Source organism: Kitasatospora sp. NPDC059722 (genome assembly GCF_042733235.1).
In the GTDB taxonomy this organism is placed as follows: Bacteria; Actinomycetota; Actinomycetes; order Streptomycetales; family Streptomycetaceae; genus Kitasatospora.
Genome location: NZ_JBHWGD010000002.1, coordinates 120,619 through 146,298 on the forward strand (window position 1 = coordinate 120,619; position 25,680 = coordinate 146,298).

Genomic DNA, 25,680 nt, shown 5'->3' on the forward strand with positions numbered 1-25,680 from the left:
TTCGATCATGAGTTGACGCTATTTCATGATGTTGCTCGGCGAGCATCAGGATAGGCCCTCGGCGGGGCCGCCGAACAGGAACGAGCACTATCCTGGGCACCGCGAACAGCCGGGCCGCCGTCGGTGGCCCGGCGTCAGGCAGCAAACGGGGGTGGCGTGTCCGAGTCGCGTTGGGTGCCCGGGCTCCGGTTCGGGCCGGAGTTCGACCCCGAGCAGTACGAGCTCCTCGAATTCCACCACCGGGGCGGGGAGGCCGAGGTGTGGCGGGCCGTTCGTACCGGCCACAACGGGCGCAAGGAGCTCGTCGCCGCCAAGATCATGCTCGAACGGGACCCGTCCGAGGTCCGCCGCTGGCTCGGCCGCTGGGACGACGTCTCGCACAACGCCCACCGCCTCGGCATCACCGACCTCGTCGTACCGAGCTTCCTCCTCGGCCCCTCCCCGCACCGGCCCGGCTCCGCGCCCACCAGCGGGCTGCTCGCCTACCAGATCTCCCCCTGGGTCGACGGCGTCCCGCTGCACACCTGGGCCGGTGCGAACCGCGCCGGGCCCTCGGCGGCGGCCGAGGTGCTCGCGCGGCTGTGCCGCATCGTCGACGAGTTGCACCGCAAGCGCTGGGTGCACCGCGACATCTCCCCCGCCAACGTCCTCGTCGACGCGGCCGGCCAGGTCAAGCTCATCGACCTCACCTTCCTCGCCCCGCTCGACCACACCCTCACCGTCGCCGTGTTCACCCCGGGGCACGTGCCGCCCGAGGCCGAGCAGGTCGGCGGGTTCCCGACCACCGCCAAGGACCTGTTCGCCGTCGGCACCCTGGCCCGCGCCCTCCTGCTGCCCGACCACGGCCGCCTCGACCACCGGCTGGCCGTCGAACAGGCCCGCGCCGAACTCCTCGCCGCCGGCTACGGCGAGGAACTCGCCGACTGGGCCTGCGAACCGCTCGCCCGCGACCCCGACCGGCGCCCCGCCCCGCTCGGCCCCTGGGCCGCCCGCGGACGCGAACTGCTGCGCGCGCACCGGCCGCGGCCCCGCACGACCGGCCTGGCCGTGCTGCCGGGTTCGGCCGGCACCCCGCTGGTCGCCGCCGCGCGGGCGGACGGAGGCGTCCTGCTGGCGGGCGCACAAGGGCTTCCGCCCGGGCAGGGGCCGGAAGCCGTACGGGAGTTGGTGTGCGGACGGGCCGGGCTCCGCAGTGAACTCGTCCTGTGCGCCGAGGACGGCACCGGCACCCTGTGGGTCGGCACCACGACGGGCTGGTGGGAGGCCGCGCGCGGCGTCACCGGCCTCGCGGGCGGCGTCGACGCCACCGGCGAACTGACCGTCTGGACGGCCGCCGGCGGCGCGCTGCAGTCCTTCCGCTGGGCCCCCGGGCGCACCCTCACCGGCCGCGAACTGCCCGACTGCCCCGCCGACCGGGTCCTCGCCGCCGTCGAGGAGCGGCCCGGCGCGTGGCTCGTCCTCGTCGAGCACCGGGACCGCGCCCTGTGGTGGCGCACCGGCACCGGCACCGCCCCCACGCCGCTCGGCCCGTCCGGACCACTCCGCGCCGCCGCCCTCGCCCGCACGTCGGCGGGACCGCAGGCCGCCACGCTGCGCGCCGACGGCTCCGTCCAGCTGCACACCCTCGGCGCCGCCGGCCACGCCCCCGAGGTCGGCGACGGCGAGCCCGCTCACGCCCTCGCCCTGGCCGGCCACCGCGGCGGGCCGACGCTCGCCCTGGCCGGCGAGGGCGGCGTCCGCCTGCGCACGGCCACCCCGGCCCGCCACCCGCGCTGGTGGCGCCCCACCCTGCGCCCGGCGACCCGCGTCGCACTGGCCGTCGGGGACGACTGGCGGCTGTGCCTGGCGGCCGTGGTCGAGGGCGAGCTGCAGTGCTGGCAGGAGGACACGGCCTACCGCTGGCAGGCGGTGGCGCTGCCGCCCCAGTGACTCCTGCGGGCCGCCGGCGGCGTGAATAGCCCGGCCGTCCCGACGCCGTGGGCCGTCAGCTCCTCGACCACGACCCGGAGCACGGCTGCGGCCATCAGCGGCATGACGGCGTCCTTGCAGTTCAGGGAGAGTTCGAGCGAATCCGGCCGCAGCGTCACGCCGTTGGGCGTGTAGCAGTCGGGAGCCTGGCAGAACTCCCGGAACTCGGCTTCACCGAGCTCCCTCCCGTCCTCGGTGACCCGGTACAGGCGCTCCCGAGCGGCCGTGAGCGCGGCCAGCGTCCGGGGGCCGTCCCCGTGCCGGACGGCGAGCCGCCACACCTGGTCGACCGGATACCCCTGCGACACGACGATCGGCAGGGTGTCGGGGTCGACCACGATCCCGTCCGGCACGCTCAGCGACGCGACGGCCCGGCGCTGCCAGTCCGCCGCCCGTCCGTCGAACGCGTCGTTGAAGGCACCGGCCGCACGCCACAGGTACACCGGACCGCCCAGCCGGACGGCCAGTTCGAAGCACCGCTCCACCTCCCCGCCGTCACCGCCCCCGAGCGCCGCCCGCCCCGACGCGAACGCGGCCTCGGCCCCATTGACCGCCATGCCACAGGAGTACCACGCCCCACCGACAACCGGCCCGCGGCGAACGCCGCCACGACCCCTCGGTCCGTCAACTCCACTGCCGGAAGCGGCCGTCCGGCTCGTCAGGCCTGGTCCGGGAGGGCGTGGGCCGGGCCCTCGACGGTGACGTAGGCCTCGCCCTGGGGCCAGGGGTGGGGGGTGTAGGCGATCAACGTGGGCGGGAGGGTTTCGGATTCGGGGCGGAGTTCGATCCGGTGGTCGTGGCCGCGGAAGTCGGACGTCACCACGTGGGCGCGGACGGAGTCGGGGGAAGCCTCGGCGCTCAGGCGGAGTTGATGGGGGCGCACCAGGGCCAGCGTCCCAGAGGTGACGGAGGCGGGCTCCGCCAGGGCCAGGGCCCCGAACGGGGTGCGGGTGGCCGGCACCAGGTTGGCCTCGCCCAGCACGCGCGCCACGGCGGCGTCGGCCGGGCGGTGGTACAACACGTCCGGCGTGCCAGCCTGGGCGATGCGGCCCTCGCGCAGCACCGCGATGGTGTCGGCGAAGGCCAATGCCTCGTCCTGGTCGTGGGTGACCAGGATCGCCGTCGTCCCGGCCTTCCGCAGGGTCGAGGCAACCTCGCGCCGCAACTCGGCCCGCAGCGCGGCATCGAGGGCCGCGAACGGTTCGTCCAGCAGCAGGAGTTGAGGACGAGGAGCCAGTGCCCGGGCAAGGGCGACGCGCTGCTGCTGCCCGCCGGAGAGCTGGTGCGGGCGGCGGTCGCCCAGGCCTGCGAGGCCGATCAGGTCGAGCAACTCGGCCACGCGGGAGCGGCGCTCCGCTCGCGGCAGGCCGAACCCGATGTTCCCGGCCACCGTGAGGTGTGGGAACAGCGCGCCGTCCTGCGGGACGAGGCCGATGTTGCGGCGCTCGGCGGCGACCCGGCTCCGCCCGTCGTCCAGCGTCCGCCCGTGCAGCACGACGCTGCCCGAGGCGGCCGGGTGGAAGCCGGCCACGACCCGCAGCAGGGTCGACTTGCCGCAGCCGGACGGCCCGAGGATGCAGGCGAGGGCGCCCTCCTCCACGCTCAGGTCGATGCCGGAGAGGACCGGGCTGCGCCCGTGGGTGGCGTGCAGATCGACGACGGACAGTCCGGTCATGAGTTCTTCCCTGGGCGGCCGAGGGTGCGGTGGGTCAGCAGGAGCACGGACGGGACGGACAGCGCGACCATGAGGGCCGCGTACGGCGCCGCGGCCCCGTACGCGAGTCCGCTGGTGTACACCCAGAACTGGGTGGCCAGGGTCTGGGTGCCGGTGGGACGCAGCAGCAGGGTCGCGGTCAGCTCGGTGGAGGCGGTGAGGCCGACCATCGCGACGGCCGTTCCGAGTCCGGGCAGGACGAGCGGCAGGGTGACGCGTGCGAGCACGGCGAGCGGCCGGGTGCCGAGCGAGCGGGCGGCCTCCTCGACGCCGGGCGGCACCTGGGCGAGGGCGGCGCGGACGGCGGTGAGGGCGAGCGGGAAGAACAGCACGACGTACCCGGCGACGAGCATCGGCGGCTGCTGGTACAGGGGTTGGGCGTAGCGGACGGCGAAGAACACGACCGACAGGGCGACCGCGATGCCGGGCAGCGCCCGGGTGAGGTAGGCGGCGCGCTCCACGAGCAGCGCGGGCCTGCTGCCGCGCCGCCACGCGTACAGGGCGACGGGGACCGCCGCCGCGGTGGCGACGAGGGCGGCGCCGAGCGCGTACCCGAGGGTGGCGAGGGTCGCGCCGACGACCGACGCGGAGGGCAGGGTCGTCGAACTGCCCTTCACCAGCCAGTACCCGAGCGCGTACACCGGCACGCCGAGCGCGACCCCGACGAGCGCCGTGAGGCCGGCCAGCGCCGGCGCCGTCCACCGGCCGAGGCGCACGGGCCGCGCGGTGCGGGCGACGGCGCCGTGCCGGGTGACGCGGGCGTTCCGTCCGGCCCAGGCCTCCAGGCCGACGAGCAGCAGCGCGAGCGCCACCAGCACGAGGGTGAGCAGGGAGGCGGAGGCGGCGTCGAAGCCGAGCTTGTACTGGGTGAAGACGGCGGTGGCGAAGGTGGTGTAGCGCAGCATCGCGAACGCGCCGTACTCGCCGAGCAGGTAGAGCGAGACGAGCAGGACGCCGCCGGCCAGGGCGGGCCGGGTGAGCGGGAGGGTGACGCGCCACAGGGTGGCGAGGCGGCCGCGGCCGAGCGAGCGGGAGACCTCCTCGGCGGCGGCGTCGCCGTGCCGCAGGGCCGCCGCCACGGGCAGGAACACGAGCGGGTAGAGCGAGCAGGTCATCACGAGCACCGCGCCCCAGTAGCCGTGCACGGAGCGGAACAGCGAGACCCAGGAGTAGCCGCGGACGAACTCCGGCACGGCGAGCGGCAGGGCGAGCGCGACGGTCCAGGCGCGGCGGCCGGGCAGGGTGGTGCGTTCGACCAGGTAGGCGGCGCCGAAGCCGAGGACGGCGGTGAGGAAGGTGACGGCGGCGGCCAGGGTGACGGTGTGCCACAGCAGGGTCGCGATCAGCGGGCGGCCGAGGAGGCGCCGGGCCTGGTCCCACCCGCCCTGCGCGGCCTGGGCGACGACGAAGCCGAGCGGCGAGGCGACGACGGCGACGACGGCCACCGCGACGGGCGCGAGCAGGCCGGCGGCCCGCCACCGCGCGGACGCGGACAGGCCGGTGGCCCGCCACCGCCGGAGCGGGGACGGGCCGTCGGCACGGACGGGTGCGGTCACTGGAGCAGACCGGCGTCCTGGAGCAGCGACAGCGCCTGCTTGCCGTCGCCGAGCTGGGCCGGGTCGGCGACGGTGCCGATGCCGTCCAGGGCGGGCAGGTCGGGCTTGCCCTGGACGCCGGTGACGAGCGGGTACTCGTAGCTCGCGGAGTTCGCGATGACGGTCTGGGCCGGGGCGCTCGCGAGGTAGGCGAGGAGGGCCTGGGCGGCGGCCTGGTGCTTGCCGCTCTTCAGCACGGCGGCGCCGGAGACGTCGACGAGGGAGCCCGGGTCGCCCTTGGGGAAGTAGTGCAGGGTGCTGTGGGTGCCGCCCGCGCCCTTCTCGTCGCGCATCCGGTAGAAGTAGTAGTGGTCGATGACGCCGCCCTCGACCTCGCCGCTGTTGATCGCGGCGGACAGGGTCTCGTTGCTGTCGTAGACCTTGGCGTTGTCCTTGAGGCCCTTGAGCCACTGCTTGGCGGCGTCCTCGCCCTTGGCCTTGAGGACCTGGGTGACGACGGGGGCGAAGTCGGTCTCGCTGGGGGCGATGCCGAGCCGGCCCTTCCACTCGGGCTTGGCGAGGTCCAGGACGGAGGCGGGCGGCGCGGTGTCGGCGCCCTTGCCGGTGGCGGTGAGGAAGGCGGAGGTGCGGGCCGAGATGCCGACCCAGTCGCCCTTCGGCGAGCTGTCCGTGGCCGGGACCGCCTTGAGGGTGTCGGCGGCGACCGGGGCGAGCAGGCCCTTGTCGTCGAGGACGGTCAGGGCGGGCGGGTTCTCGGCGTAGAAGACGTCGGCCGGGGAGGCGGTGCCCTCCTGGAGGATCTGGTTGGCGAGCTCGGCCTCGTCGCCGGAGCGCAGCTCGACCTTGATCCCGGTGCGCTTGGTGAAGTCGTCGGTCAGCGCCTTGACGGTCTGCTCGTGCTGACCGCTGTAGAGGGTGACGGTCTGGCCCGCGAGGGCCGTGCCGGAGGGAGCGGGAGAGCCGTCGGAGCCACTGGAGCCGGAGCTGCCGCACGCCGTGAGGGCGAGGGCGCAGGCGGCGACGAGGGACAGGGCCGCGAGGGGCCGGACGGTTCCGGGCATGGTGAGGGCTCCTCCGAGGTGGCGGGGGTTTCGGCCGTACGCACGCCTCCACGGCCCGGTTCGGGCCGTCGGGACGCTGGCTGCGGTGGCCTGACGGCACGAGAACCTAGGGCAGGGAAGGCTTGCCTAACAAGTTTCGGAGCGTCACATCTCGACCCGGTCTCGTCCGGGTCGCGCTTCGGTGGACAAACCGCCAAGGCCGGGCAAACCGGCCTTCAAGCGCAGGTCAGAGCGAGGGTGTACGACGGATCGTCAGCCGGGGGCTCCCGGAGGGTGGCTACCTTGCGTGACCGGCAGCCGGTCGTACCGGGACGGTCCGGCCCTGCCAAAGGGCCCCGGAACCAGGAGGTTCCGGGGCCCTTGCCACAAGCGGTCGCGCGGATCAGCGGAAGCGGCGGAGCCGGAGGCTGTTGCCGACCACGAAGACCGAGGAGAAGGCCATCGCGGCGCCCGCGATCATCGGGTTGAGCATCCCGGCCGCCGCGAGCGGCAGGGCGGCGACGTTGTAGCCGAAGGCCCAGAACAGGTTGCCCTTGATCGTCGCCAGGGTCCGGCGGGAGAGCCGGATCGCGTCGGCGGCGGCCATCAGGTCCCCGCGGACCAGGGTCAGGTCGCCGGCCTCGATGGCGGCGTCGGTGCCGGTGCCCATCGCCAGGCCCAGGTCGGCCCGGGCCAGCGCGGCCGCGTCGTTGACGCCGTCGCCGACCATCGCGACGACCTTGCCCTCGGCCTGGAGGCGCTTGACGGTGTCCACCTTGTCCTGCGGCATGACCTCGGCGATCACGTGCTCCGGCGCGATCCCGACCTCGGCGGCGACGGCCTCGGCCACCGCCCGGTTGTCACCGGTGAGCAGCACCGGGGTCAGGCCCAGGCGGCGCAGTTCGGCGATGGCGGCCGCGCTGGTCGGCTTGACCGCGTCGGCCACCTCCAGGACGGCCCGGGCCTCGCCGTCCCAGCCGACCGCGATCACCGTCCGCCCGGCCGCCTCGGCGGTCCGCTTGGCCGCGGCGAGGCCCTCGGGCAGGTACTGGGCCCACTCGTTCAGCAGCGCCTCCCGGCCGGCGACCACCGCGTGGCCGTCGACGACGCCCTGGACGCCGAGGCCGGGGACGTTCTCGAAGCCCTCGACCGGCGGCAGTTCGCCCGCCTTCGCGGCGGCGGTGGCGATCGCCCGGGCGATCGGGTGCTCGGAGGCGTGCTCCAGGGCGCCGGCCAGGCGCAGCGCCTCGGCCTCGGTGACGCCCTCGGCGGTGTGCACGGCGAGCAGGGTCATCCGGCCGGTGGTGACGGTGCCGGTCTTGTCGAGGACGACGGTGTCGACCTTGCGGGTGGACTCCAGCACCTCCGGGCCCTTGATCAGCACGCCGAGCTGGGCGCCGCGGCCGGTGCCGACCAGCAGCGCGGTCGGGGTGGCCAGGCCCAGGGCGCACGGGCAGGCGATGATCAGCACGGCGACGGCGGCGGTGAAGGCGGCGGTCCAGCCCTCGCCGGTGCCGAGCCAGTAGCCGAGGGTCGCGATCGCGAGGGTGATCACGACCGGCACGAAGACCGCCGAGATCCGGTCGGCGAGGCGCTGGGCGGCGGCCTTCCCGTTCTGCGCGCCCTCCACCAGCTTGGCCATGCGGGAGAGCTGGGTGTCCGCGCCGACCCTGGTCGCCTCGACGACGAGCCGGCCGCCCGCGTTGACGGTGGCACCGGTGACGGCGTCGCCGGCGGCGACCTCGACCGGGACGGACTCGCCGGTGAGCATCGACGCGTCCACGGCGGACGCGCCCTCGACCACGACGCCGTCGGTGGCGATCTTCTCGCCGGGACGGACCACGAACCGGTCCCCCACCGCGAGTTCGGCGATCGGAACCCGCACCTCGCGGCCGGCCCGGAGCACCGCCACGTCCTTCGCCCCGAGCTCCAGCAGCGCCTTGAGCGCCGCCCCGGCGGTCCGCTTCGAGCGGGCCTCGAAGTAGCGGCCGGCCAGGATGAAGGCGGTGACGCCGGCCGCCGCCTCCAGGTAGATGTTGCCCGCGCCGTCGCTGCGGCCGATGGTCAGCTCGAACCCGTGCCGCATGCCCGGCATGCCGGCCGTGCCGAAGAACAGCGCCCACAGCGACCACAGGAACGCGGCGCCGGTGCCGAGCGAGACCAGGGTGTCCATCGTCGCGGCGCCGTGCCGGGCGTTGGTGAACGCGGCCCGGTGGAACGGCCAGGCGGCGTAGGTGACCACCGGGGCGGCGAGGGTCAGCGACAGCCACTGCCAGTTGTCGAACTGCAGGGCCGGCACCATCGCCATCGCGATCACCGGGACGGCCAGCGCCACCGCGGTGATCAGCCGCTGGCGCAGCGGCGCCAGCTCTTCGGCTTCACCGGTGTCCTCGCCGGCGGCGGGGCCGACGACGGCCGGGGGCTTCGGAAGGGCGGCGGTGTAGCCGGTCGCCTCGACGGTGGCGATCAGGTCGGCGACCTCGACCGTGCCCTCGAAGCTGACCTTCGCCTTCTCGGTGGCGTAGTTGACGCTCGCCGAGACCCCGTCCATCCGGTTGAGCTTCTTCTCGATCCGCGCGGCGCACGATGCGCACGTCATGCCGCCGATCGAGAGTTCCACCTCCGTGGAGGCGGGTGCCTGCGTGCTCATCGTTGCTCCTCGCGTCCGTGGCGCTGCGGGATCGGTACCCGGGAGGGGTATCCGGTGACGCCGGGGCGGCGCCGGATTCCTTTATACCCCTGGGGGGTACCTGCCGCAAGACGTCGCCGGATACCCCCCATGGGTATTTCTGGAGCACGGGAACGTCTTGACTCGATACCCCATGGGGGTATTAACTCGGCGGCGTCGAACAGACCGGCGCCGGCCCGGCGCCCATCCCGAGTCCCGAGGAGAGAGCGTCATGAACACCGGCCAGACCATGAGCAAGGCCACCGCCACCATCGACCCGTCAGCCGCCGGGGCGACCGCCTCCTCCTGCTGCGGCTCGTGCGGCACCGGCGCCGCGGCCGCCCCGGCCCCCGCCGTCGCCGTCGCGGGCCGCGCGGTCTTCCAGGTGCAGGGCATGACCTGCGGCCACTGCGTCTCGTCCGTGACCGCCGAGCTGAAGAAGATCGACGGCGTCACCGACGTCGCCGTGGACCTCGCCACCGGCCGCGTCACCGTCGAGGCCACCGCGCCGCTCGCCGACGAGGCCGTCGCCGCCGCGATCGACGAGGCCGGCTACGACCTCGCCGGCCGCCTCGACGGCTGACGATCGGCACCCGCACCGCACCACGACGCGTCGGCCCCCGGACCGCCGCATCGAGGCGACTCAGTGGGCGAGCTTCACCGCGCCCGCCGTCATGGCCAGCCAGGCGCCGGTGATCAGCGCGATCGCCACGGCGAGCGGCAGGTGGACGGCACCGAAGAACAGGTCGAACACCCACCCCGCGAAGAAGAACGGCACCAGGCCCACGCCCCCGAGCCACCGGACGTCCTCGTCGATCCCCGGCAGACCGGCCACCACCAGGCCGGTGCCCACGGCGATCAGCAGCGCGAGCAACGCCAGGAGGCCGAAGCGGAATTGCGGGAACACCGACTTGTGGCCCCGGTACTCGACTTGGGCGACGTCGCCCCGCCAGACCTTCAGCTGCACGTACGTGCCGACGTCCGCGTCGTCGTAGAACGCCTCGCCGACGTCGTAGTCCTTGCCCCCGGGATCCGACTCGCGCGCCACCGTGAGGTTGTGGGTGGTCGAGTCCCCGCTGCGGCCCACCCACCGGTCCGTCACCCGGCCGCTCTCCAGCCGCACGCAGACCGACCCCGCCGGCGGGTTGCCGGTGCTGCAGACGGGGGCGCGGGTGTACGCGCCCACGTCCTGGTTCACGGCGACGGTCCGCTCGATGCCGAACCCGACCGCGCACAGGCCGATCACGAGGAGCACCCCGCGCGCCAGCACCACGAGGGCCGTCCGCCATGCGCGCCGCGGCCGTGCGTCCCTCACGTCCCCCACCGTCCTCGCCACCCCCTGCTCCCCCTCGGGATGATGCCAAACAACGAGCGGCCCGGGGCCGGAACCCCGACATCCCCCGCCCTTTCCCCCAGGGGTCCCGCACCCTTCCGTACGACCACGGTGGGAGCCGGTCCGGCACCTGAGGTGCACGGACGCCGTCCGGCGCGCCACCGAGGATGGAGAGGCCAACACCGGCCCCCACACCCAGGAGCGTGACCCATGGCCATCCGACGAAACGCGGTGATCGGCGGCGCGGCGGCCCTGATCGGACTCGGCGCACTCGCCGCCTTCGCCGTCCCGACCCTGAACGGCCTGCGGGAGGGCCGGCACGTCGAGGAGTCCGCCTACGCCACCGGCGCCAAGGCGAAGGCCGACCGCACGTCGATGCCGGCCTGGCTCCCCGACAGCGCGACGACCGTCAACTACCGTATGTCCACCACGGGTTACGACCGTCTGCTGGCCGCCACCGTCCCCGACGGCCGGCTGCCCGAGGGCTGCACCCCGGGCGAACCGCGCGGCGGCGTCAACCTGACGGCGGCCTGGTTCCCCGGCGACACGCGCGCCAAGGCGACGGCGAGCTGCGGCAGCTACGACGCGGCCCTGGTCGGCGACCGGCTGTACGCCTGGCAGGACCACGCCGTCGAACTCGCGGCCCTGCGGGCGGGTTGAGCCCTCCCCCGTTGAACTCCCCGCGCGCTACGGCGCCTTGAGCAGGGGTAGGACGACGTCGTCGAGGATCTCGTCGACGACCTGATCCGACGGCACGCCGCCGCCCAGGAGGAACGCGTCGCGCAGGAGGTCGAGCGGGAGGGAGGCCGTGCGCGGGTTGATGCGCGCGGCGTTGATCTGCCCGCGGTCGGCGGCGCGGCGCATCATCGCCTCCAGCGCGTCCACCGCCCCGAAGGCCGTCAGCCCGGCGCGGAACCGCGCGCGCAGCTCGGGGTCGCGCATCAGGTCGATGAGGAAGCCGTGAACGGCGTCCGTGGGCAGGTCGTCGAAGCGGTGCAGCAGGCTGAGCAGGAAGGCGGCCAGGTCGGCCCTCAACTCGCCGGTGTCCGGCGGTTCCTGGAAGTCGGGGGCGTTGCGGCCGAGCGCGGCGATGACGAGGGCGGGCCGATTGGGCCACCGGCGGTAGAGGACCGGCTTGCTGGTCCGGGCGCGCGCGGCGACGCCGTCCATGGTGAGCCGGTCGTAGCCGTGCTCGGCCAGTTCCGCCCACACCGCGTCGAGGATCGCGCGCTCAAGCTCGTCGCCCCGCCGGCGTGACGCCCGGCCGACTTCCACCCCGCCCACCGCTGCTCTGCCCATCACCGGATCCCGTAGATACGTTGCGTTTCTTATGGGGGCCAGTCTACAGTCGGAAGCAAGAAACGCGCCGTATCTTATGGGCCCGTACCCGAGGGAGACCGCCATGCCTGGCTCCGAAACACAGGTCGAAACCACCGACGTCCTCGTCGTCGGCGCCGGACCGGTGGGCCTCGCGCTCGCCGTCGGCCTGGCCCGCGCGGGCGTCGACTGCCGGATCGTCGAACGCGACCCGGACTTCCGCGACCGCGGCGTGCGCGGCAAGGGGGTCAACCCGAGGACGCTGGAGGTGCTCGACGACCTCGGCGCCGCCGACGGGATCCTCGCCCGCAGCCTGCTGAACCCCAAGCTCCGCACGTACGAAGGCAGTCGGGTCGTCCACGAGGTCGACCCGGTCGCCGCCAACACCGCGACGCCCGACCGCCCGTACGCCGGCATGGTCCTGCTCGCGCAGCACCACACCGAGGCGGTGCTGCGCGACCGGCTCGCGGAGCACGGCGGGAAGGTCGAGCTCGGGACGGAACTCGTGGACTGCGCCCAGGACGGCGAAGGCGTGCTCGCGACACTCCGCCGTTCCGACGCCGGCACCTCCGCGATCCGCGCACGGTACGTCGTCGGCTGCGACGGCGGGCGCAGCACCGTCCGCAAGCTCACCGGCATCCCGTTCCTCGGCGAGACCTGGGAGGAGGAGCGGTTCATCATGGCGTCGATGCGCATCGACGGCCTCGCCCCCGACCGGAGGCACATCTGGACCGAGGCCCGGGGCGGGGCGGGGGCCCGCGTGGCGCGCGGGCGGGCGCACCACCGACCGCCCGCTCCCCGGCTGCACCGTACTCGGCGTCTCCGGGGATGAGGAGCGCATCATCCCGCCGACCACCCCCCCCCCCGGCCTCGCCCCCGACCGGATGCACATCTGGAACGACGCCCGGTTCGGCGCCGGCGCCCTCGCCATCGTGCCGCTGCGCCAGGACGACACGTGGGCCGTCCACGCCGCCGTCATCCCCGACGAGGACGGCGTGCTGCCCGCGCCCACCCTCGACACCTTCCGCCGCGTCTTCGCCGAGCGCGCCGGCCTGCCCGGCGTCACCCTCCACGACCTCACCTGGGCGAGCACCTGGCGCCCCACCGTCCGCATGGTCGAGCGCTACCGCAGCGGCCGGATCCTGCTCGCCGGCGACGCCGCGCACTGCCACTCCGCGGCCGGCGGACAGGGCATGAACACCGGCATCCAGGACGCCCACAACCTGGCCTGGAAACTCGCCGCCACGCTGCGCGGCGCCCCGGACGCCCTCCTCGACAGCTACGAGGCCGAGCGCCTGCCCGTCGCCCGCGCCGTCCTCGCCGCCACCTCCGCCCAGCACCGCACGCTCTTCTCGGACGGCGGAGCCCGGGCCCTGGCCGCCCAGTTCGCCGACCTGACGGCCACCGCGGGCGGCGACTTCACCGGCCTCTCCCTCGGCTACCGCGGCGGCCCGCTCGGCCGCGACCTCGACGACGCCACCGGCATCCGCGCCGGCGACCGCGCCCCCGACGCCCCCTGCCGCACCACCGACGGCCCCACCCGCCTGTTCGACCTGTTCCGCGGAGCGCACTTCACCCTGCTGAGGTTCACCGACCGCCCCGGCCCGCCGCTCCTCCCCCCGCTCCCCGGCCTCCGCGAGGCCGCCGTCCAGGACCCGGACGGCCACGCGCGCCGCGCCTACGGCCTCACCGGCGACGCCACCGTCCTCGTCCGCCCGGACGGCTACGTCACCCTGACGGCGGGCACCCCCGACGCCGAGCAACTCCGCCACCACCTGCGCCAGTTCGCCATCTGACCGACACCAGCGCGACGACGGGCGAATCACCCCCGGCCCTCGCTTCGCTCGGCCGGTGGCTTCGCCAAGGGGCCTCTTCTTCTGGTCGCTCGCTCATCATCGGATGATCAGGTGGTCGAGGTAGCCCTGCACGTTGCGGCGCGTCTCCGAGACGTGGTCGCCGCCGAACTTCTCGTTGACCGCGTCGGCCAGCACCAGCGCGACCATCGCCTCCGCGACGATGCCCGCGGCCGGCACCGCGCAGACGTCGGAGCGCTGGTGATGCGCCTTCGCCGGCTCACCCGTACGCACGTCCAGCGTCTGCAACGCCCGCGGCACCGTCGCGATCGGCTTCATCGCCGCACGCACCCGCAGCAGCTCACCCGTCGACAACCCGCCCTCGGTGCCGCCCGAGCGGCCGGAGGTGCGCTTCACACCCTCCGCCGTCGGGACGATCTCGTCGTGCGCCTTCGACCCCGGCACCCGGGCCAGCTCGAAGCCGTCCCCGACCTCGACGCCCTTGATCGCCTGGATCCCCATCAACGCAGCCGCCAGCCGCGCGTCCAGACGCCGGTCCCAGTGCACATGCGAACCCAGACCCACCGGCACCCCGTACGCCAGCACCTCGACCACACCACCGAGCGTGTCACCGTCCCGGTGCGCCTGGTCGATCTCCGCGACCATCGCCTTCGACGCATCCGCGTCCAGGCAGCGCACCGGGTCCGCGTCCAGCCGCGCCTCGTCCGACGGCAGCGGCAGCACACCGGCCGGCGCCTTCGCCGCGGCCAGCTCCACCACGTGGCTGACGATCTCGATCCCGCACGTCTCCTTCAGGTACGCGCGGGCCACCGCGCCCAGCGCGACCCGGGCCGCCGTCTCACGGGCACTCGCCCGCTCCAGGATCGGACGGGCCTCCTCGATCGAGTACTTCTGCATGCCCGCCAGATCGGCGTGGCCCGGACGCGGACGGGTCAGCGCCTCGTTGCGGGCCAGGCCCGCCAGCACCTCGGGATCGACCGGGTCGGCCGACATGACCTGCTCCCACTTCGGCCACTCCGTGTTGCCGACCATGACCGCCACCGGGCTGCCCATGGTCAGACCGTGCCGGACACCGCCGAGGAACGTCACCTCGTCCCGCTCGAACTTCATCCGCGCGCCACGACCGTAACCGAGCCGGCGACGCGCCAGCGCGTCGGCCACCACGGCGGTGGTGACCGGTACACCAGCGGGCAGGCCCTCCAGCGTCGCGACCAGTGCGGGGCCGTGCGACTCCCCCGCCGTCAGCCAGCGCAGCCCGGTCAACGTCGTTCTCCTTCCAGAGGTGCCGGGAACAGCCGGCGCAGTTCGGCGTGGAAGCCGGGAAAGGTCTTGGTCACGCACGAGGGGTCGTCGAGCTCGATCCCGGGCGCGCGCAGCCCGAGGACGGAGAACGCCATCGCGATCCGGTGGTCGCGGTGGCACCTGATCCGGGCCGGCCGGACCGGCCCCGGATGCACGGTGATCCGGTCCTGGGCCGTCTCGACCGTCACGCCGCAGGCGGCCAGGTTCCCGGCGACCGCCTCGATCCGGTCCGACTCCTTGAGGCGCGCGTGGGCGATGCCGCGGATCGTGATCGGCGCGTCGGCCAGCGGCGCGATCGCGGCCAGCGTCATGAAGGTGTCCGAGATCGCGCCCATGTCGACCTCGAAGCCGCCGCGCAGCCGCCCGCTACCGGTGACCGTCGTCGCGTCCGCGCCGACCTCGACCCGGGCGCCCGCCGTGCGCAGCACCTCGACGAAGCCGAGGTCGCCCTGGAGGCTGTCGCGGCCCAGGCCCGGGACGGTGACCGCGCGCCCGGTGACCGCGGCGGCGGCGAAGACGTACGAGGCCGTCGAGGCGTCCGGTTCGATCGCCAGGTCGGTCGCGGTGTAGCCGCCGGTGCCGATCCCGATGACCCCGGGGGCCTCCTCGGTCACCCGGGCGCCGAAGCGGCGCATCAGCGCGACGGTCATGTCGATGTACGGCCGGCTGACCAGGTCCCGCACGGTCACGGTCAGCGGGGTGTCCAGCAGCGGCGCCGCCATCAGCAGACCGCTCAGGAACTGGCTGCTGTGCCGGCCGTCCACGGCGAGCTCACCGCCGCGCAGCCCGTCGGCGTCCACCAGCAGTGGCAGGCCGCCGCTTCCGGCGGCGCGGACGTCCGCGCCGAGGCGTCGCAGGGCGTCGGCCAGCGGGCGCAGCGGGCGGGCGCGCAACTGGTCGGAGCCGTCGAAGAGGTAGCGGCCCCGGCCGGTCGCGGCGAACGGGGGCAGGAACCGGGCGGCGGTCCCGGCGTCGGCGCACCGGATCGTGGCGCCGCCGGACGGGCCCCCGCCGATCCCGGTGACCCGCCATTCGCCGTCCTGCGGGCCGGTTGCGACGGGCACGCCCAGGTCGGTCAGCGCGGTCCGGAAGGCGAGCGTGTCGTCGCTGGTCAGCGGTGCCCGCAGCCGGCTGGTGCCGGTGGCGGCCGCGGCGAGCAGCAGGACCCGGTTGGTGATGCTCTTGGAGCCCGGGATCCGGGCGGTGAGCGCGGGGCCGGCGGGAGCCGTCACCGGTGCACCCCCCGGGCCGGTCCGGTCAGCGGTCGCACGAGCGCACCACCTCGGTCAGTAGGCCGGCGACGATGCGCACGCCGTCCCGGGTGAGCACCGACTCGGCGTGGAACTGCATCGACGCGAAGCCCCGGCCCCGCAGCGCATGCACCTCGCCGGTGGCGGCGTCCCGGCTGAGCTCGACGACGCCGAACTCGGGGTGCGTGATCTTGTCCTCGTCGCTCCGCGCGGCGAACGTGTTGTAGAAGCCGACCCGCTCGCGCGCGCCGAACAGGTCGATCTCCGTCTGGACGCCCTGGTTGGGCACGTCCCGCCGGGCCAGTTCGAGGCCGAGCAGCGTGGACAGCACCTGGTGGCTGAGGCAGACCGCGAGGAACGGCCGCTGCTCCCGCAGGAGCCGGGAGACCGCGGCCCGCAGGTGGGCGATCTTGGGGTGGCCGGTGTCCCGCGGGTCGCCGGGGCCCGGGCCCATCACGACCAGGTCGTGGTCGTCGACGTCGTACGGCTCGTCGAACCGCCGGACCGTCACCTCCAGGCCCATGGAGGCGAGTTGGTGGCCGATCATCGAGGTGAAGGTGTCCTCGGCGTCCACGATCAGCACGCTGCGGCCGGCCAGCTCCGCGACCCCGTCCGCCCCGTCCGCGCTCTCCCGCAGCCAGAAGTCGGCGATGCCGGCGTTGCGCTGCTCCAGCGCCTCGCGGACCCGGGGGTGATCGGCGAACCGGCCGGTGCCGCCGGCTTCGAGCGCGGCCAGCAGCCCGGCCGCCTTGGCCCGGGTCTCGGCGACCTCGCTCTGCGGGTCGGAGTGCCGCACCAGGGTCGCGCCGACCCCGATCCGCACCAGGCCGCCGCGGTCGATGTCGGCGGTGCGGATCAGGATGGCCGAGTCCATGGTGCGGGCGCCGTCCTCGTCGTGGCCGATCAGCGCCATCACGCCGCTGTAGTAGCCCCGTCCCTCGGGCTCGTACCGGCTGATCACCTTGCAGGCGCTCTCCAGCGGGCTGCCGGTGACGGTGGGGGCGAACATCGTCTCGCGCAGGATGTCCCGGACGTCGTGGGAGGTCCTGCCCTCGATGAAGTACTCGGTGTGCGCGAGCCGGGCCATCTCCTTGAGGTGGGGGCCGACGACGCGGCCGCCCCGCTCGCAGATCCGGGCCATCATCTTCAGCTCTTCGTCCACCACCATGTAGAGCTCGTCGGCCTCCTTCCGGTCCGCGAGGAAGGCCATGACGCCCGCCAGGTCGGGGCCGGCCGCCGGATACCGGTAGGTGCCGCTGATCGGGTTCATCACGGCGGTGCCGTCGCGCAGGCTGACGTGCCGCTCCGGGCTGGCGCCGACGAAGGTGCGGTCGCCGGCCCGGACCAGGAAGGTCCAGTAGGCGCCGGACTCGCGCTCCACCAGGCGCCGGAAGAACGACAGGGCGCTGCGCGGCGTGTAGTCGGTGATCTCGGCGACGAACGAGCGCTTGATGACGAAGTTCGCGCCCTCGCCGTTGCCGATCTCCCGGTCGATGACCCGGCGCACGGTGGCCGCGTACGTCTCGTCGTCCACGTCGAAGCGGCCGCCGGCCAGGGTGATCGGGTCGTTCGGCAGCCTGCGCAGCACGTGGGCGAGCGGCAGGGCGGCCTGCTCGGCGACCGCGAGCGTGATCAGCGGCGCGCCGTCGTCCACGCCGGCGAAGCCGCGTTCGGTGATCTGCCGGTACGGGACGACGGCCAGCACCTCGTGCCGGGCACCCCCGTGCGCGGCGGCGGACCCCGGTGCGTCCGGCACGGGGATCCCGGCGAGCGTGTCCACCGCGGACGCCTCGCCGAGCAGCACCTCGATCACGTCCGGCCCGGCCGCCTCGGGGCGGTACAGCAGGGCGTAGGCACCGGGGGCCCCGGTGAGCACCCGGTCCAGCAGGTCCGCCCCCATCGGGCTCTCCTCCCGTTCTGCCGGCCGGCTCACCGGGCCGCCCCCACGGACGGGGCGAGCCCGGCGAGCACGGACTTGGTCGAGGTGACCACCGCGCAGCGCTCCGCCGCGTAGGTGAGCGCCAGCCGGTGGTAGGCCTCCGAGAAATCGGCCACCGCGTCGGCGACCAGGAAGGTCTGGATGTCGTTGGTGAAGGCCTCCACGGCCGTCATCAGCACTCCGACGTGGGCGTACACGCCGCAGACGACGAGCTGGTCCCGGCCGTGGGCGCGCATCCGCTCCAGCAGGTCCGACTTGTGGAACGCGCTGTAGCGCCACTTGGTGAACACCCAGTCGGACGGCCCGGGTCCGAGCGGGTCGACGACCTGCCGGTCCTCCGGCGACACCTCCATGCCGGGCCCCCAGAAGTCCTTGAGGAGGCCGCGCTGCTCGGCGGTCATGCCGCCCGGCTGCGCCGTGTAGGCGACCGGGGCGCCGAGCGCCGCGAACTCCTCGCGCAGCAGCGCGGTGTTCTGCACCAGGGGCCGCCCGGGGGATTCGCTCGCCGGGAACGGCCTCAGGAAGTAGCGCTGCATGTCGTGGATCAGCAGGACCGCCCGGTCGGGGTCGACCGTCCAGCGCGCGGTGTTGGCCGGCAGGTCGCTCTCGGAGGGCATCGGGTAGGGGTCGATGGACGGAAGGCCCGCCATGGTCGTCCTTTCACTGGGCAGCCCGCTGCTTGGGGAGGCTGCGTGGGGGCTTGGGGGGTGGCCGGGCGTCAGCCGAGCCAGGCGGACACGACCGAGACGGCCTGGCGCGGGTTCAGCCGCGGGTCGCAGAAGCTCGTGTACTTGCCGCCGACCTCGTGGAGCCGGTCCCGGTCGGCGACGCACTCGGTGACCTCGTCCGGCGTCGTCTCCAGGTGGATGCCGCCCGCCGTGCCGCCCGCGCACGTGACGGCCCGGTGGAAGTCCACGACCTCCTTGACGACCGTCGTCACCAGCCGCGTCTTGAGCCCCCCGGGGCCGCTGACGGTGTTGCCGTGCATCGGGTCGGTCAGCCAGACGACCGGGTGGCCGGCCAGGCGGACGGCCCTGACCAGGTCGGGGAGCCGCTCGCCCACCGTGTCCGCGCCCATCCGGGCGATCAGCGTGAGGCGGCCCGGGGTCCGCTCCGGGTCGAGCTTCGCGCACAGGGCCAGCAGCTCGTCGGCGGTCATGGTCGGACCGACCTTGCAGGCGACCGGGTTCGCCACGGCCGCGAGCATCGCGACGTGGGCGCCGTCCACCTGCCGGGTGCGCTCGCCGATCCACGGCCAGTGGGTGGAGCCGAGGAGCAGCCGGCCGTCCGGCTGGGTGCGCAGCATGGGGAGCTCGTAGTCGAGCAGCAGCGCCTCGTGGCTGGTCCACGCCGGGGTGTCCGGCCGGGTGCGCCGGTCCCGGCCGTTCCAGCCCAGCAGCCCGACGACCTCGCGCGCGGACTGGTAGCCGGTCAGCATCCGCTTCGGGTCCGGCCGCCGCAGTTCGGCGTCCGGTTCCGGCGAGTTGACCATGTGGCCCCGGTAGACCGGGAGTTCGACGTCGCCGACGGTCTCGGTCGGCTTCGAGCGGGGCTTGGCGTACTGGCCGGCCAGCCGGCCCACCCGCAGGACCGGCTTGTGCGAGGTCATCCTCATGACACCCGCCAGCACCTCCAACAGGCCCGCCTTGCGGGCGACATCGCCCGGCGTGGCCTCCGCCCAGTCCTCGGCGCAGTCGCCGGACTGGATGATCTGTATTCGGCCGACCGCGGCCTCGGCGAGCAGCGTCCGGAGGACGTCGGTGTCCTCGACGGTGACGAGCGGTGGCAGCGAGGCGAGTTCGGCCCTGACCGGACCGAGTTCCGGGTGGCCAGCCCAGTCCGGCTGCTGGACCACGGGCAACGAGCGGAGGAATTCGTCGACACTGGGCACCTGATACCTCCAAGGAGAGGGGAAACCGCTCGTTCGGCATCTCCGGAGCGGCTGCGCCCCGACTCTCCGGGAGACGACGGGCCGACCGGAAGCCGCGGACCCGGACTCCGTCACATGGCAACGGACTTCGTCCCGACTTGACGGAGTCCCGCGGCCGGCGTTGCGGACGGGGCACCGCCCGAACAGAGTCCACTGCGGCGGTCCCCGAACGGCCGCCGGAATTCCCCGATCCCCGTGGAGGTCACCGATGTCCGAGGCCGAGCAGCCGCCGGCGTTCCGCAACGACGACGAGATCCGCCGGCACAACCGGTCGATCGTCGAGCAGTACATGAACACCCGCGGCGAGGACCGCCTCAAGCGGCACCTGCTGTTCACCGAGGACGGCTGCGGCGGACTGTGGACCACCGACACCGGCGAGCCGATCGTCACCCACGGCCGGGACCGGCTGGGCGAGCACGCGGTGTGGTCGCTGCAGTGCTTCCCGGACTGGGTGTGGACCAACATCGAGATCTTCGAGACCCAGGACCCGAACCGCTTCTGGGTCGAGTGCGACGGCGAGGGGAAGATCCTGTTCCCCGGCTATCCGGAGGGCCACTACCGCAACCACTTCATCCACTCGTTCGAGTTCGAGAACGGGAAGATCAAGCGGGAGCGGGAGTTCATGAACCCGAACCAGCAGCTGCGCGCGCTCGGAATCCCGGTGCCGGCCGTCCGGCGCGAGGGAATCCCCACCTGAGCCGGCCGGGAACGGCCGGAGGAAGCGGACCCATGAAGGCCGACATCGCCTGGTGGGAGCTGGACGGCTCCCCGCAGACCATCGAGTCGCTCGCCGAGCACCTACGGGACGGCGCCGTACAACCGTGGGCCGACGTGCCCGGGCTGCGCGTGAAGTTCTGGATCGCCGACCGGGAGAACAACCGCTGGGGCGCGGTCATGGTCTGGGAGACGGACCGGCCCGCGGACCGGCCGCTGCCGCCGAACCGCGCGGCCGAGCTGATCGGCGGCCCACCCACCCACCGGATGCGGTTCGACGTCGAGGCCGTCGCCGAGGGCGTCCACTCCCTTCCGGTGCTGCACGGCCTCGGCACCGCCCTGACGCCCTGACGGGATCCGGCAACGATCCGTCAGGGATCCGTCAGGGATCCACTGCACCACCTCTCCAGGAGACCCCTTGCACGACTACATCGTTGTGGACGCCTTCTCCCGCAAGCCGCTGGAGGGCAATCCGGTGGCCGTCTTCTTCGACGCCGCGGACCTGCCGGCGGAGCGGATGCAGCAGATCGCGAAGGAGATGAACCTCTCCGAGTGCACCTTCGTGCTCCCGGCCGAGCAGGGCGGCGACGCACGCATCCGGATCTTCACCCCGGTCAACGAACTCCCGTTCGCCGGGCACCCCATGCTGGGCACCTCGGTCGCCCTCGGCCGGACGTGGAAGGCCGACCGGCTGCGGCTGGAGACCGCCATGGGCGTCATCCCGTTCGAGCTCGACCACGGCGAGGACTCCAGCTCCTCCCGGATGCAGCAGCCGATCCCCACCTGGGAGCCGTACGAGCACGCGGAGGAGCTGCTCGCGGCGCTCGGCGTGACGGATCCGGTCACCCCGGTGGTGGCGTACCGCAACGGCCCGCGCCACGTGTTCGTCGGCCTGGAGAGCGTCGAGGCGCTCTCGGCGCTGCGCCCGGACCACCGCGCGCTCACGCGGTTCCCCGACATGGCCGCCAACTGCTTCGCCGGCTCGGGCACCGCGTGGCGCACCCGCATGTTCTCGCCCGCCTACGGCGTGGTCGAGGACGCGGCGACCGGCTCGGCGGCCGGCCCGCTCGCCATCCACCTGGCCCGGTTCGGGCTCGCCGCGTACGGGCAGGAGCTGGAGATCCTCCAGGGGGTCGAGATGGGCCGCCCCTCGCTCATGCTCGCGCACGCCGAGGGCGACGGCGACCGGCCCCGCGTCGTCCACGTCGGCGGCCACGGCACCGTCGTCGCCCGCGGCACCATCTACGTCTAGGAGATTCCGGTGAGCACCACCGCCAACCACACCGCGACCGGCAACTCCAGCAGGTTCGAGTCGCTCAGCGGGGAGACCGACCTCCCCTTCCCCGAGTACGACGCCCCGCCGGCCGAGCCGATCGGGCTGCTGCAGTCCTGGCTGGCGCGGGCCGCCGAGCGCGGCGTCCGGGAGCCCCGGGCACTCGCCCTGGCCACCGCCGACGCCAAGGGCCGCCCCTCCACCCGGATCATCGCGATCAGCCGGGTGACCGAGCGGGGCCTGGTCTTCCTGAGCCACACCAGCAGCCAGAAGGGCCGGGAGATCGCCGAGACCGGCTGGGCGTCGGGCCTGCTGTACTGGCGGGAGACGGCGCAGCAGGTGTCCGTCTCCGGGCCGGTCGAACGGCTCGACGACGCCGAGTCCGACGCGATGTGGTCGGCCCGGCCGGTGCCGATGCACGCGATGTCCACGGCCGCCCACCAGAGCGACCCGCTGGCCGACGTGGCCGCGTTGCGGGCCGAGGCCGAGCGGCTGGAGGCCACCGGCACCCCGCTGCCGCGGCCCGAGCGCTTCGTCGGCTACCTGCTGACGCCCGCCGCGATCGAGTTCTGGGCCGCCAGTTCCGACCGGCTGCACCGCCGGCTCCGCTACGACCGCCAGGACGACCTGAGCTGGACCACCACCAAGCTGCAGCCGTGAGCTGACGGAAGGCGCGAGAAGGAGAGGGCCGGGACATGGACGTGATCATCATCGGAGGCGGGATCGGTGGCCTGACCACCGCGCTCAGCCTCCACGCGGCGGGCATCCGCGCGACCGTGCTGGAGCGGACCCGGGAGATCCGTCCGCTCGGCGTGGGCATCAACGTGCAGCCGCACGCGGTGCGGGAGTTGACGGAGCTGGGGCTCGGCGACGAACTCGCCGCGCTCGGCGTGCCCACCGCCGACATGGTCTGGGTCGACGGCAGCGGCGAGGCCCAGCACCGGGAGGACCGCGGACTCGCCCGGGGCTACCGGTGGCCGCAGTACTCGATCCACCGCGGCGAGCTCCAGCTGATGCTGCTCGACGCGGTCCGGGCACGGCTGGGCGCCGACGCGGTCCGGACCGGCACGACGTTCGAGGCCGTCGAGCAGATCCCGGACGGCGTGCGGGTCCGGGTGACCGACCGGACGACCGGGGAGCCCGGCCTGCTCGGCGCCGACCTGCTCGTCGGGGCGGACGGGCTGCACTCCGCCGTGCGGGCCCGGCTCCACCCCGGCGAAGGGCCGCTGCACTGGTCCGGCGTCATGATGTGGCGCGGTGTGACGCCGACCGAGCCGTTCCTCACCGGCCGGACGATGATCCACGCCGACGCCGGCCGCGGCGCCCGGCTGATCGCGTACCCGATCGGCCCAGCCGCCGCGGAGCAGGGCCGGTCGCTGACCAACTGGGTGTGCATGGTCTCGGTGGCCGAACCGCAGCCGCTCGGCGGCGACGCGCGGTGGAACCGGGCGGGCGAACTGGAGGACTTCCTCCCGCACTTCGCCGACTGGGACCTCGGCTGGCTGGACGTGCCGGCCCTGCTGAGCGGCAGCACCGGCATCCTGGAGTACCCGATGGTCGACCGCGACCCGCTCGACCGGTGGGGCGAGGGACGGGTGACGCTGCTGGGCGACGCCGCGCACCCGATGTACCCCGTCGGCGCGAACGGCGCCTCACAGGCCATCGTCGACGCCCGCGTCCTCGCCTACCGGCTCGCGACGACCGAGGACCCCGTGGCCGCGCTGCGCGGCTACGAGGACGAGCGGCGCGAGGCCACGACCGCCGTCGTGCTCGCGAACCGGCGGATGGACCGGTCGAAGCCGGGGAACCCGGGCGACGCCGCGGGCGGCGCGCCCGCCAAGGGCGTCTACACCACCATCGCCAAGACGTACGGCCGGGCCACCGGCGACGACGCGGCCGAACTCAACACCCGGGCCTCGCTGAACCCGCCGGTGCGGGCATCCGCCGGCGGGGCCCGCACCGAAGGACGAGAGGAAGCGACGACATGAGCGTCAACCCCGTGGACGTGACCGCGACGTACTACGCGGCCTGGAAGGCCAAGGACTACGACACCCTGCGCTCGGTGCTGGCCGACGACATCGAGTTCACCGGCCCGTTCGGCAACGCCAGCGGCGGCGACGACCTCCGGGAGAAGATCGAGAAGGCGCCGGGCTCCTTCACCGACATCGTCATCCGGAAGGTCTTCAGCGACGGCCCCGACGTCGTCACGTGGTTCGAGATGCACACCAGCTTCGCGCCCCCGGTCCAGGTCGCCGCCTGGAGCCACGTCGTGGACGGGAAGATCACGCGCCACCAGGCCGCCCTGGACCCGCGGGCACTGCTCGGGCTCGGACAGGAGTAGCCCGGCCACACCACTGCGCGCGACCGCCGGGCGAGGCGGTGGCCGGGTCCGCCCGCCACCCGGCCCGGCGGTCGCGCGCAGTGCCGGGACACCCGCCCGCCGGCGCTACGGGGTGGCCCCTGCACCTGGCCCGCACCACCCGCCCCGGGCCACCCTGGAGGGGCTTAAGCAAGCCTCAAGGGCAGTGCATAGAGGGGGATTCTGTGAACGCTGCTGGCAATATCAGGGCTGTCCGGCACCGACGTACCGCCCCGTTCCGACTCGGCTCGGTGCGACCGGTGTCCGACGGCGAGCTCCTCCTGAAGGACCTGAGCACCACCCTCTTCGCGTCGCTTCCGCGAAGGGACCAACGGCACAAGGGGGAACAGTACCTCCGTGGACTGCTGGCCGCGCAGGGCCGCAGGTCGATCAGGAACATCGCGGCCTGCCTCGGGGACCCGGCGCTCGACCAGAGCCTGCACCACTTCATCTGCAGTTCCACCTGGGACTGGATGCCGATGCGCGAGGCGCTCGCGGACTGGCTCGAACCGAACGTCCGGCCGCAGGCCTGGGTGGTGCGCCAGCTGTCGATCCCGAAGTCGGGACGGCACTCCGTGGGCGTGGGCCGGGGCTTCGACCACCACCTGGACCAGGAGTTCCACGGACAGCGGGCGTTCGGCCTGTGGGCCGCCTCGGAGCGGGCCAGCGCCCCGGTCAACTGGCGGCTGCTGTGCGCGGACCGGCCGACGGCGGACGGCGGCGGCCCGAGCCCGTCCGCGCAGCCCCAGCGGATCGGGGAACCGCGGTACGGGGAGACCACCGACGACTGCGCCACCGCCGTGGCACTGGACTTCGCCCGGCTCCACGACGCCGCCCGGCGTCCGGTCGTGCTCGACGTACCGGTCGAGGACCCGGCCGGCGTGATCCGGCGCTTCGACCGGGCCGGCGTGCGCGCGCTCGTCCGCGTCGCCGGCACCGAGCGGCTCTCCGTCGAGGACCCGACCCTGCCCGGCCACGGCCTCGGAGCGCTGGAAGCGCGACGGATCCTCGACTCGGCCGGGGGACTTCGCCGGCTCGTCGGCTGGCCCGACCCGACGGCGCCGTCCGGCGTGCGGCGGGCCTCGGCGGCCGCGGTGCGGGTGGGCCTGCCGGGCGCGGACCCCGGCCTGCCCGGCGGGCGCGACAGCGGGCTCGTCCTGGTCGGGGAGTGGGACGACCCGCGGCGCCGGCCCACCGGGCTGTGGCTCGGCAACCTGGCCGGGGCGCCCGCGAGCACGCTGCTGCGGCTGACGAAGCTGGCCGACCGGGTCGGGCGCGACCTGGCCGGCTTCGGGGACCGGGCCGGCCTGCGGGACTTCGAGGGGCGCTCGCTGCGGGGCTGGCACTGCCACAGCACGCTGGCGTCCGCGGCGCACGCCGTGGAGGTGCTGATGGCGGCCCACGGCGAGACCGAGGACCACGCCCCCAAGATCCCCGCCTGAAACGCCCGGCCGGGGGGGGGGGGGGAAGGGGCCCCACCCCCCCCAGCCCGACCCCCCCCCC

Annotated in this window: 24 protein-coding genes; 12 read left to right on the plus strand and 12 right to left on the minus strand. The window is 74.2% G+C overall.

Annotated elements, in window-relative coordinates:
* Positions 1 to 156 precede the first annotated feature (156 nt).
* Positions 157 to 1,929, plus strand: coding sequence for a hypothetical protein (locus tag ACFV4F_RS01790; protein WP_380500082.1), 1,773 nt, complete (start codon positions 157 to 159; stop codon positions 1,927 to 1,929).
* Here ACFV4F_RS01790 and ACFV4F_RS01795 read toward each other — a convergent pair.
* From ACFV4F_RS01795 to ACFV4F_RS01815, 5 genes are all read right to left on the minus strand, one after another.
* Positions 1,893 to 2,525: a hypothetical protein gene (locus ACFV4F_RS01795; protein ID WP_380500083.1), complete on the minus strand. Its 633-nt coding sequence runs from the start codon at positions 2,523 to 2,525 to the stop codon at positions 1,893 to 1,895. The two genes, ACFV4F_RS01790 and ACFV4F_RS01795, sit on opposite strands and share 37 nt — an antisense overlap.
* Positions 2,526 to 2,626: 101 nt before the next feature.
* Positions 2,627 to 3,643: an ABC transporter ATP-binding protein gene (locus ACFV4F_RS01800; RefSeq protein WP_380500084.1), complete on the minus strand. Its 1,017-nt coding sequence runs from the start codon at positions 3,641 to 3,643 to the stop codon at positions 2,627 to 2,629.
* The gene (locus ACFV4F_RS01805; protein ID WP_380500085.1) at positions 3,640 to 5,238 is read right to left on the minus strand and encodes an ABC transporter permease; all 1,599 of its coding nucleotides are present in this window, start codon (positions 5,236 to 5,238) and stop codon (positions 3,640 to 3,642) included. The genes ACFV4F_RS01800 and ACFV4F_RS01805 overlap by 4 nt, the downstream gene beginning before the upstream one ends.
* A complete protein-coding gene (locus ACFV4F_RS01810; RefSeq protein WP_380500086.1) occupies positions 5,235 to 6,299 on the minus strand; it encodes an extracellular solute-binding protein in 1,065 nt (354 codons plus the stop codon). The genes ACFV4F_RS01805 and ACFV4F_RS01810 overlap by 4 nt, the downstream gene beginning before the upstream one ends.
* 382 nt (positions 6,300 to 6,681) lie before the next feature.
* Positions 6,682 to 8,928 carry a heavy metal translocating P-type ATPase gene (locus ACFV4F_RS01815; RefSeq protein ID WP_380500087.1) on the minus strand — a complete coding sequence of 749 codons (2,247 nt, stop codon included), beginning with the start codon at positions 8,926 to 8,928 and terminating at the stop codon, positions 6,682 to 6,684.
* Positions 8,929 to 9,178: 250 nt separating this feature from the next.
* On the opposite strand from ACFV4F_RS01815, the gene ACFV4F_RS01820 reads away from it, so the two are divergent.
* Positions 9,179 to 9,529: a heavy-metal-associated domain-containing protein gene (locus tag ACFV4F_RS01820; protein WP_380500088.1), complete on the plus strand. Its 351-nt coding sequence runs from the start codon at positions 9,179 to 9,181 to the stop codon at positions 9,527 to 9,529.
* Positions 9,530 to 9,589: 60 nt separating this feature from the next.
* Here ACFV4F_RS01820 and ACFV4F_RS01825 read toward each other — a convergent pair whose 3' ends face one another.
* On the minus strand, positions 9,590 to 10,261 hold the full coding sequence (locus tag ACFV4F_RS01825; protein ID WP_380500089.1) for a hypothetical protein: 672 nt from the start codon (positions 10,259 to 10,261) through the stop codon (positions 9,590 to 9,592).
* Positions 10,262 to 10,489: 228 nt separating this feature from the next.
* On the opposite strand from ACFV4F_RS01825, the gene ACFV4F_RS01830 reads away from it, so the two are divergent.
* A complete protein-coding gene (locus ACFV4F_RS01830; protein WP_380500090.1) occupies positions 10,490 to 10,939 on the plus strand; it encodes a hypothetical protein in 450 nt (149 codons plus the stop codon).
* A 27-nt stretch (positions 10,940 to 10,966) separates the two neighbouring features.
* Here ACFV4F_RS01830 and ACFV4F_RS01835 read toward each other — a convergent pair whose 3' ends face one another.
* The gene (locus ACFV4F_RS01835; protein WP_380500091.1) at positions 10,967 to 11,578 is read right to left on the minus strand and encodes a TetR/AcrR family transcriptional regulator; all 612 of its coding nucleotides are present in this window, start codon (positions 11,576 to 11,578) and stop codon (positions 10,967 to 10,969) included.
* A gap of 103 nt (positions 11,579 to 11,681) precedes the next feature.
* Here ACFV4F_RS01835 and ACFV4F_RS01840 point away from each other — a divergent pair, with 103 nt between their 5' ends.
* Both ACFV4F_RS01840 and ACFV4F_RS01845 read left to right on the plus strand, forming a co-directional pair.
* Positions 11,682 to 12,428 carry an FAD-dependent monooxygenase gene (locus tag ACFV4F_RS01840; RefSeq protein WP_380500093.1) on the plus strand — a complete coding sequence of 249 codons (747 nt, stop codon included), beginning with the start codon at positions 11,682 to 11,684 and terminating at the stop codon, positions 12,426 to 12,428.
* 52 nt (positions 12,429 to 12,480) lie between these two features.
* Positions 12,481 to 13,392 (plus strand): FAD-dependent monooxygenase, encoded by a 912-nt coding sequence (locus tag ACFV4F_RS01845; RefSeq protein ID WP_380500094.1) that lies wholly within the window; start codon positions 12,481 to 12,483, stop codon positions 13,390 to 13,392.
* A gap of 96 nt (positions 13,393 to 13,488) precedes the next feature.
* Here the strand turns inward: ACFV4F_RS01845 and aroC are convergent, their stop codons facing one another.
* The 5 genes from aroC to ACFV4F_RS01870 all read right to left on the minus strand — a co-directional run bounded on the left by aroC (position 13,489) and on the right by ACFV4F_RS01870 (position 19,792).
* Positions 13,489 to 14,673 (minus strand): chorismate synthase, encoded by a 1,185-nt coding sequence (gene aroC / locus ACFV4F_RS01850; protein WP_380500095.1) that lies wholly within the window; start codon positions 14,671 to 14,673, stop codon positions 13,489 to 13,491.
* Positions 14,670 to 15,944 carry a 3-phosphoshikimate 1-carboxyvinyltransferase gene (gene aroA, locus ACFV4F_RS01855; RefSeq protein ID WP_380500096.1) on the minus strand — a complete coding sequence of 425 codons (1,275 nt, stop codon included), beginning with the start codon at positions 15,942 to 15,944 and terminating at the stop codon, positions 14,670 to 14,672. The genes aroC and aroA overlap by 4 nt, the downstream gene beginning before the upstream one ends.
* 25 nt (positions 15,945 to 15,969) lie before the next feature.
* Positions 15,970 to 17,862, minus strand: coding sequence for an anthranilate synthase family protein (locus ACFV4F_RS01860; RefSeq protein WP_380500097.1), 1,893 nt, complete (start codon positions 17,860 to 17,862; stop codon positions 15,970 to 15,972).
* A 29-nt stretch (positions 17,863 to 17,891) separates the two neighbouring features.
* Positions 17,892 to 18,551 carry an isochorismatase family protein gene (locus ACFV4F_RS01865; RefSeq protein ID WP_380444594.1) on the minus strand — a complete coding sequence of 220 codons (660 nt, stop codon included), beginning with the start codon at positions 18,549 to 18,551 and terminating at the stop codon, positions 17,892 to 17,894.
* Positions 18,552 to 18,619: 68 nt separating this feature from the next.
* Positions 18,620 to 19,792, minus strand: a complete 1,173-nt coding sequence (locus ACFV4F_RS01870; RefSeq protein WP_380444596.1) for a 3-deoxy-7-phosphoheptulonate synthase — start codon at positions 19,790 to 19,792, stop codon at positions 18,620 to 18,622.
* A 247-nt stretch (positions 19,793 to 20,039) separates the two neighbouring features.
* Here ACFV4F_RS01870 and ACFV4F_RS01875 point away from each other — a divergent pair, with 247 nt between their 5' ends.
* The 7 genes from ACFV4F_RS01875 (at position 20,040) to ACFV4F_RS01905 (ending at position 25,619) form a co-directional block, all read left to right on the plus strand.
* The gene (locus ACFV4F_RS01875) at positions 20,040 to 20,528 is read left to right on the plus strand and encodes a PhzA/PhzB family protein (protein WP_380444597.1); all 489 of its coding nucleotides are present in this window, start codon (positions 20,040 to 20,042) and stop codon (positions 20,526 to 20,528) included.
* Positions 20,529 to 20,560: 32 nt separating this feature from the next.
* Entirely contained in the window at positions 20,561 to 20,896 is a 336-nt protein-coding gene (locus tag ACFV4F_RS01880) for a hypothetical protein (protein WP_380444599.1), read from the plus strand.
* A 67-nt stretch (positions 20,897 to 20,963) separates the two neighbouring features.
* Positions 20,964 to 21,797 (plus strand): PhzF family phenazine biosynthesis protein, encoded by an 834-nt coding sequence (locus ACFV4F_RS01885; protein WP_380444601.1) that lies wholly within the window; start codon positions 20,964 to 20,966, stop codon positions 21,795 to 21,797.
* Between the two features lie 9 nt (positions 21,798 to 21,806).
* Positions 21,807 to 22,478, plus strand: coding sequence for a phenazine biosynthesis FMN-dependent oxidase PhzG (gene phzG, locus ACFV4F_RS01890; protein WP_380444603.1), 672 nt, complete (start codon positions 21,807 to 21,809; stop codon positions 22,476 to 22,478).
* 35 nt (positions 22,479 to 22,513) lie between these two features.
* Positions 22,514 to 23,806 carry a flavin-dependent oxidoreductase gene (locus tag ACFV4F_RS01895; protein ID WP_380500098.1) on the plus strand — a complete coding sequence of 431 codons (1,293 nt, stop codon included), beginning with the start codon at positions 22,514 to 22,516 and terminating at the stop codon, positions 23,804 to 23,806.
* Positions 23,803 to 24,159 carry a nuclear transport factor 2 family protein gene (locus tag ACFV4F_RS01900; protein ID WP_380444606.1) on the plus strand — a complete coding sequence of 119 codons (357 nt, stop codon included), beginning with the start codon at positions 23,803 to 23,805 and terminating at the stop codon, positions 24,157 to 24,159. The genes ACFV4F_RS01895 and ACFV4F_RS01900 overlap by 4 nt, the downstream gene beginning before the upstream one ends.
* A 269-nt stretch (positions 24,160 to 24,428) precedes the next feature.
* A complete protein-coding gene (locus ACFV4F_RS01905) occupies positions 24,429 to 25,619 on the plus strand; it encodes an IS701 family transposase (RefSeq protein WP_380500099.1) in 1,191 nt (396 codons plus the stop codon).
* Positions 25,620 to 25,680: the final 61 nt, after the last annotated feature.

Bases quoted from the DNA above. Each gene is read 5' to 3' on its own strand.
- ACFV4F_RS01820 (WP_380500088.1), top strand. From the start codon at position 9,179: ATGAACACCGGCCAGACCATGAGCAAGGCCACCGCCACCATCGACCCG.
- ACFV4F_RS01865 (WP_380444594.1), bottom strand. From the start codon at position 18,551: ATGGCGGGCCTTCCGTCCATCGACCCCTACCCGATGCCCTCCGAGAGC.
- ACFV4F_RS01800 (WP_380500084.1), bottom strand. From the start codon at position 3,643: ATGACCGGACTGTCCGTCGTCGATCTGCACGCCACCCACGGGCGCAGC.
- ACFV4F_RS01880 (WP_380444599.1), top strand. From the start codon at position 20,561: ATGAAGGCCGACATCGCCTGGTGGGAGCTGGACGGCTCCCCGCAGACC.
- ACFV4F_RS01845 (WP_380500094.1), top strand. From the start codon at position 12,481: ATGCACATCTGGAACGACGCCCGGTTCGGCGCCGGCGCCCTCGCCATC.
- ACFV4F_RS01830 (WP_380500090.1), top strand. From the start codon at position 10,490: ATGGCCATCCGACGAAACGCGGTGATCGGCGGCGCGGCGGCCCTGATC.
- ACFV4F_RS01840 (WP_380500093.1), top strand. From the start codon at position 11,682: ATGCCTGGCTCCGAAACACAGGTCGAAACCACCGACGTCCTCGTCGTC.
- ACFV4F_RS01900 (WP_380444606.1), top strand. From the start codon at position 23,803: ATGAGCGTCAACCCCGTGGACGTGACCGCGACGTACTACGCGGCCTGG.
- ACFV4F_RS01895 (WP_380500098.1), top strand. From the start codon at position 22,514: ATGGACGTGATCATCATCGGAGGCGGGATCGGTGGCCTGACCACCGCG.
- ACFV4F_RS01860 (WP_380500097.1), bottom strand. From the start codon at position 17,862: ATGGGGGCGGACCTGCTGGACCGGGTGCTCACCGGGGCCCCCGGTGCC.
- ACFV4F_RS01815 (WP_380500087.1), bottom strand. From the start codon at position 8,928: ATGAGCACGCAGGCACCCGCCTCCACGGAGGTGGAACTCTCGATCGGC.
- ACFV4F_RS01835 (WP_380500091.1), bottom strand. From the start codon at position 11,578: ATGGGCAGAGCAGCGGTGGGCGGGGTGGAAGTCGGCCGGGCGTCACGC.
- ACFV4F_RS01875 (WP_380444597.1), top strand. From the start codon at position 20,040: ATGTCCGAGGCCGAGCAGCCGCCGGCGTTCCGCAACGACGACGAGATC.
- ACFV4F_RS01810 (WP_380500086.1), bottom strand. From the start codon at position 6,299: ATGCCCGGAACCGTCCGGCCCCTCGCGGCCCTGTCCCTCGTCGCCGCC.
- ACFV4F_RS01795 (WP_380500083.1), bottom strand. From the start codon at position 2,525: ATGGCGGTCAATGGGGCCGAGGCCGCGTTCGCGTCGGGGCGGGCGGCG.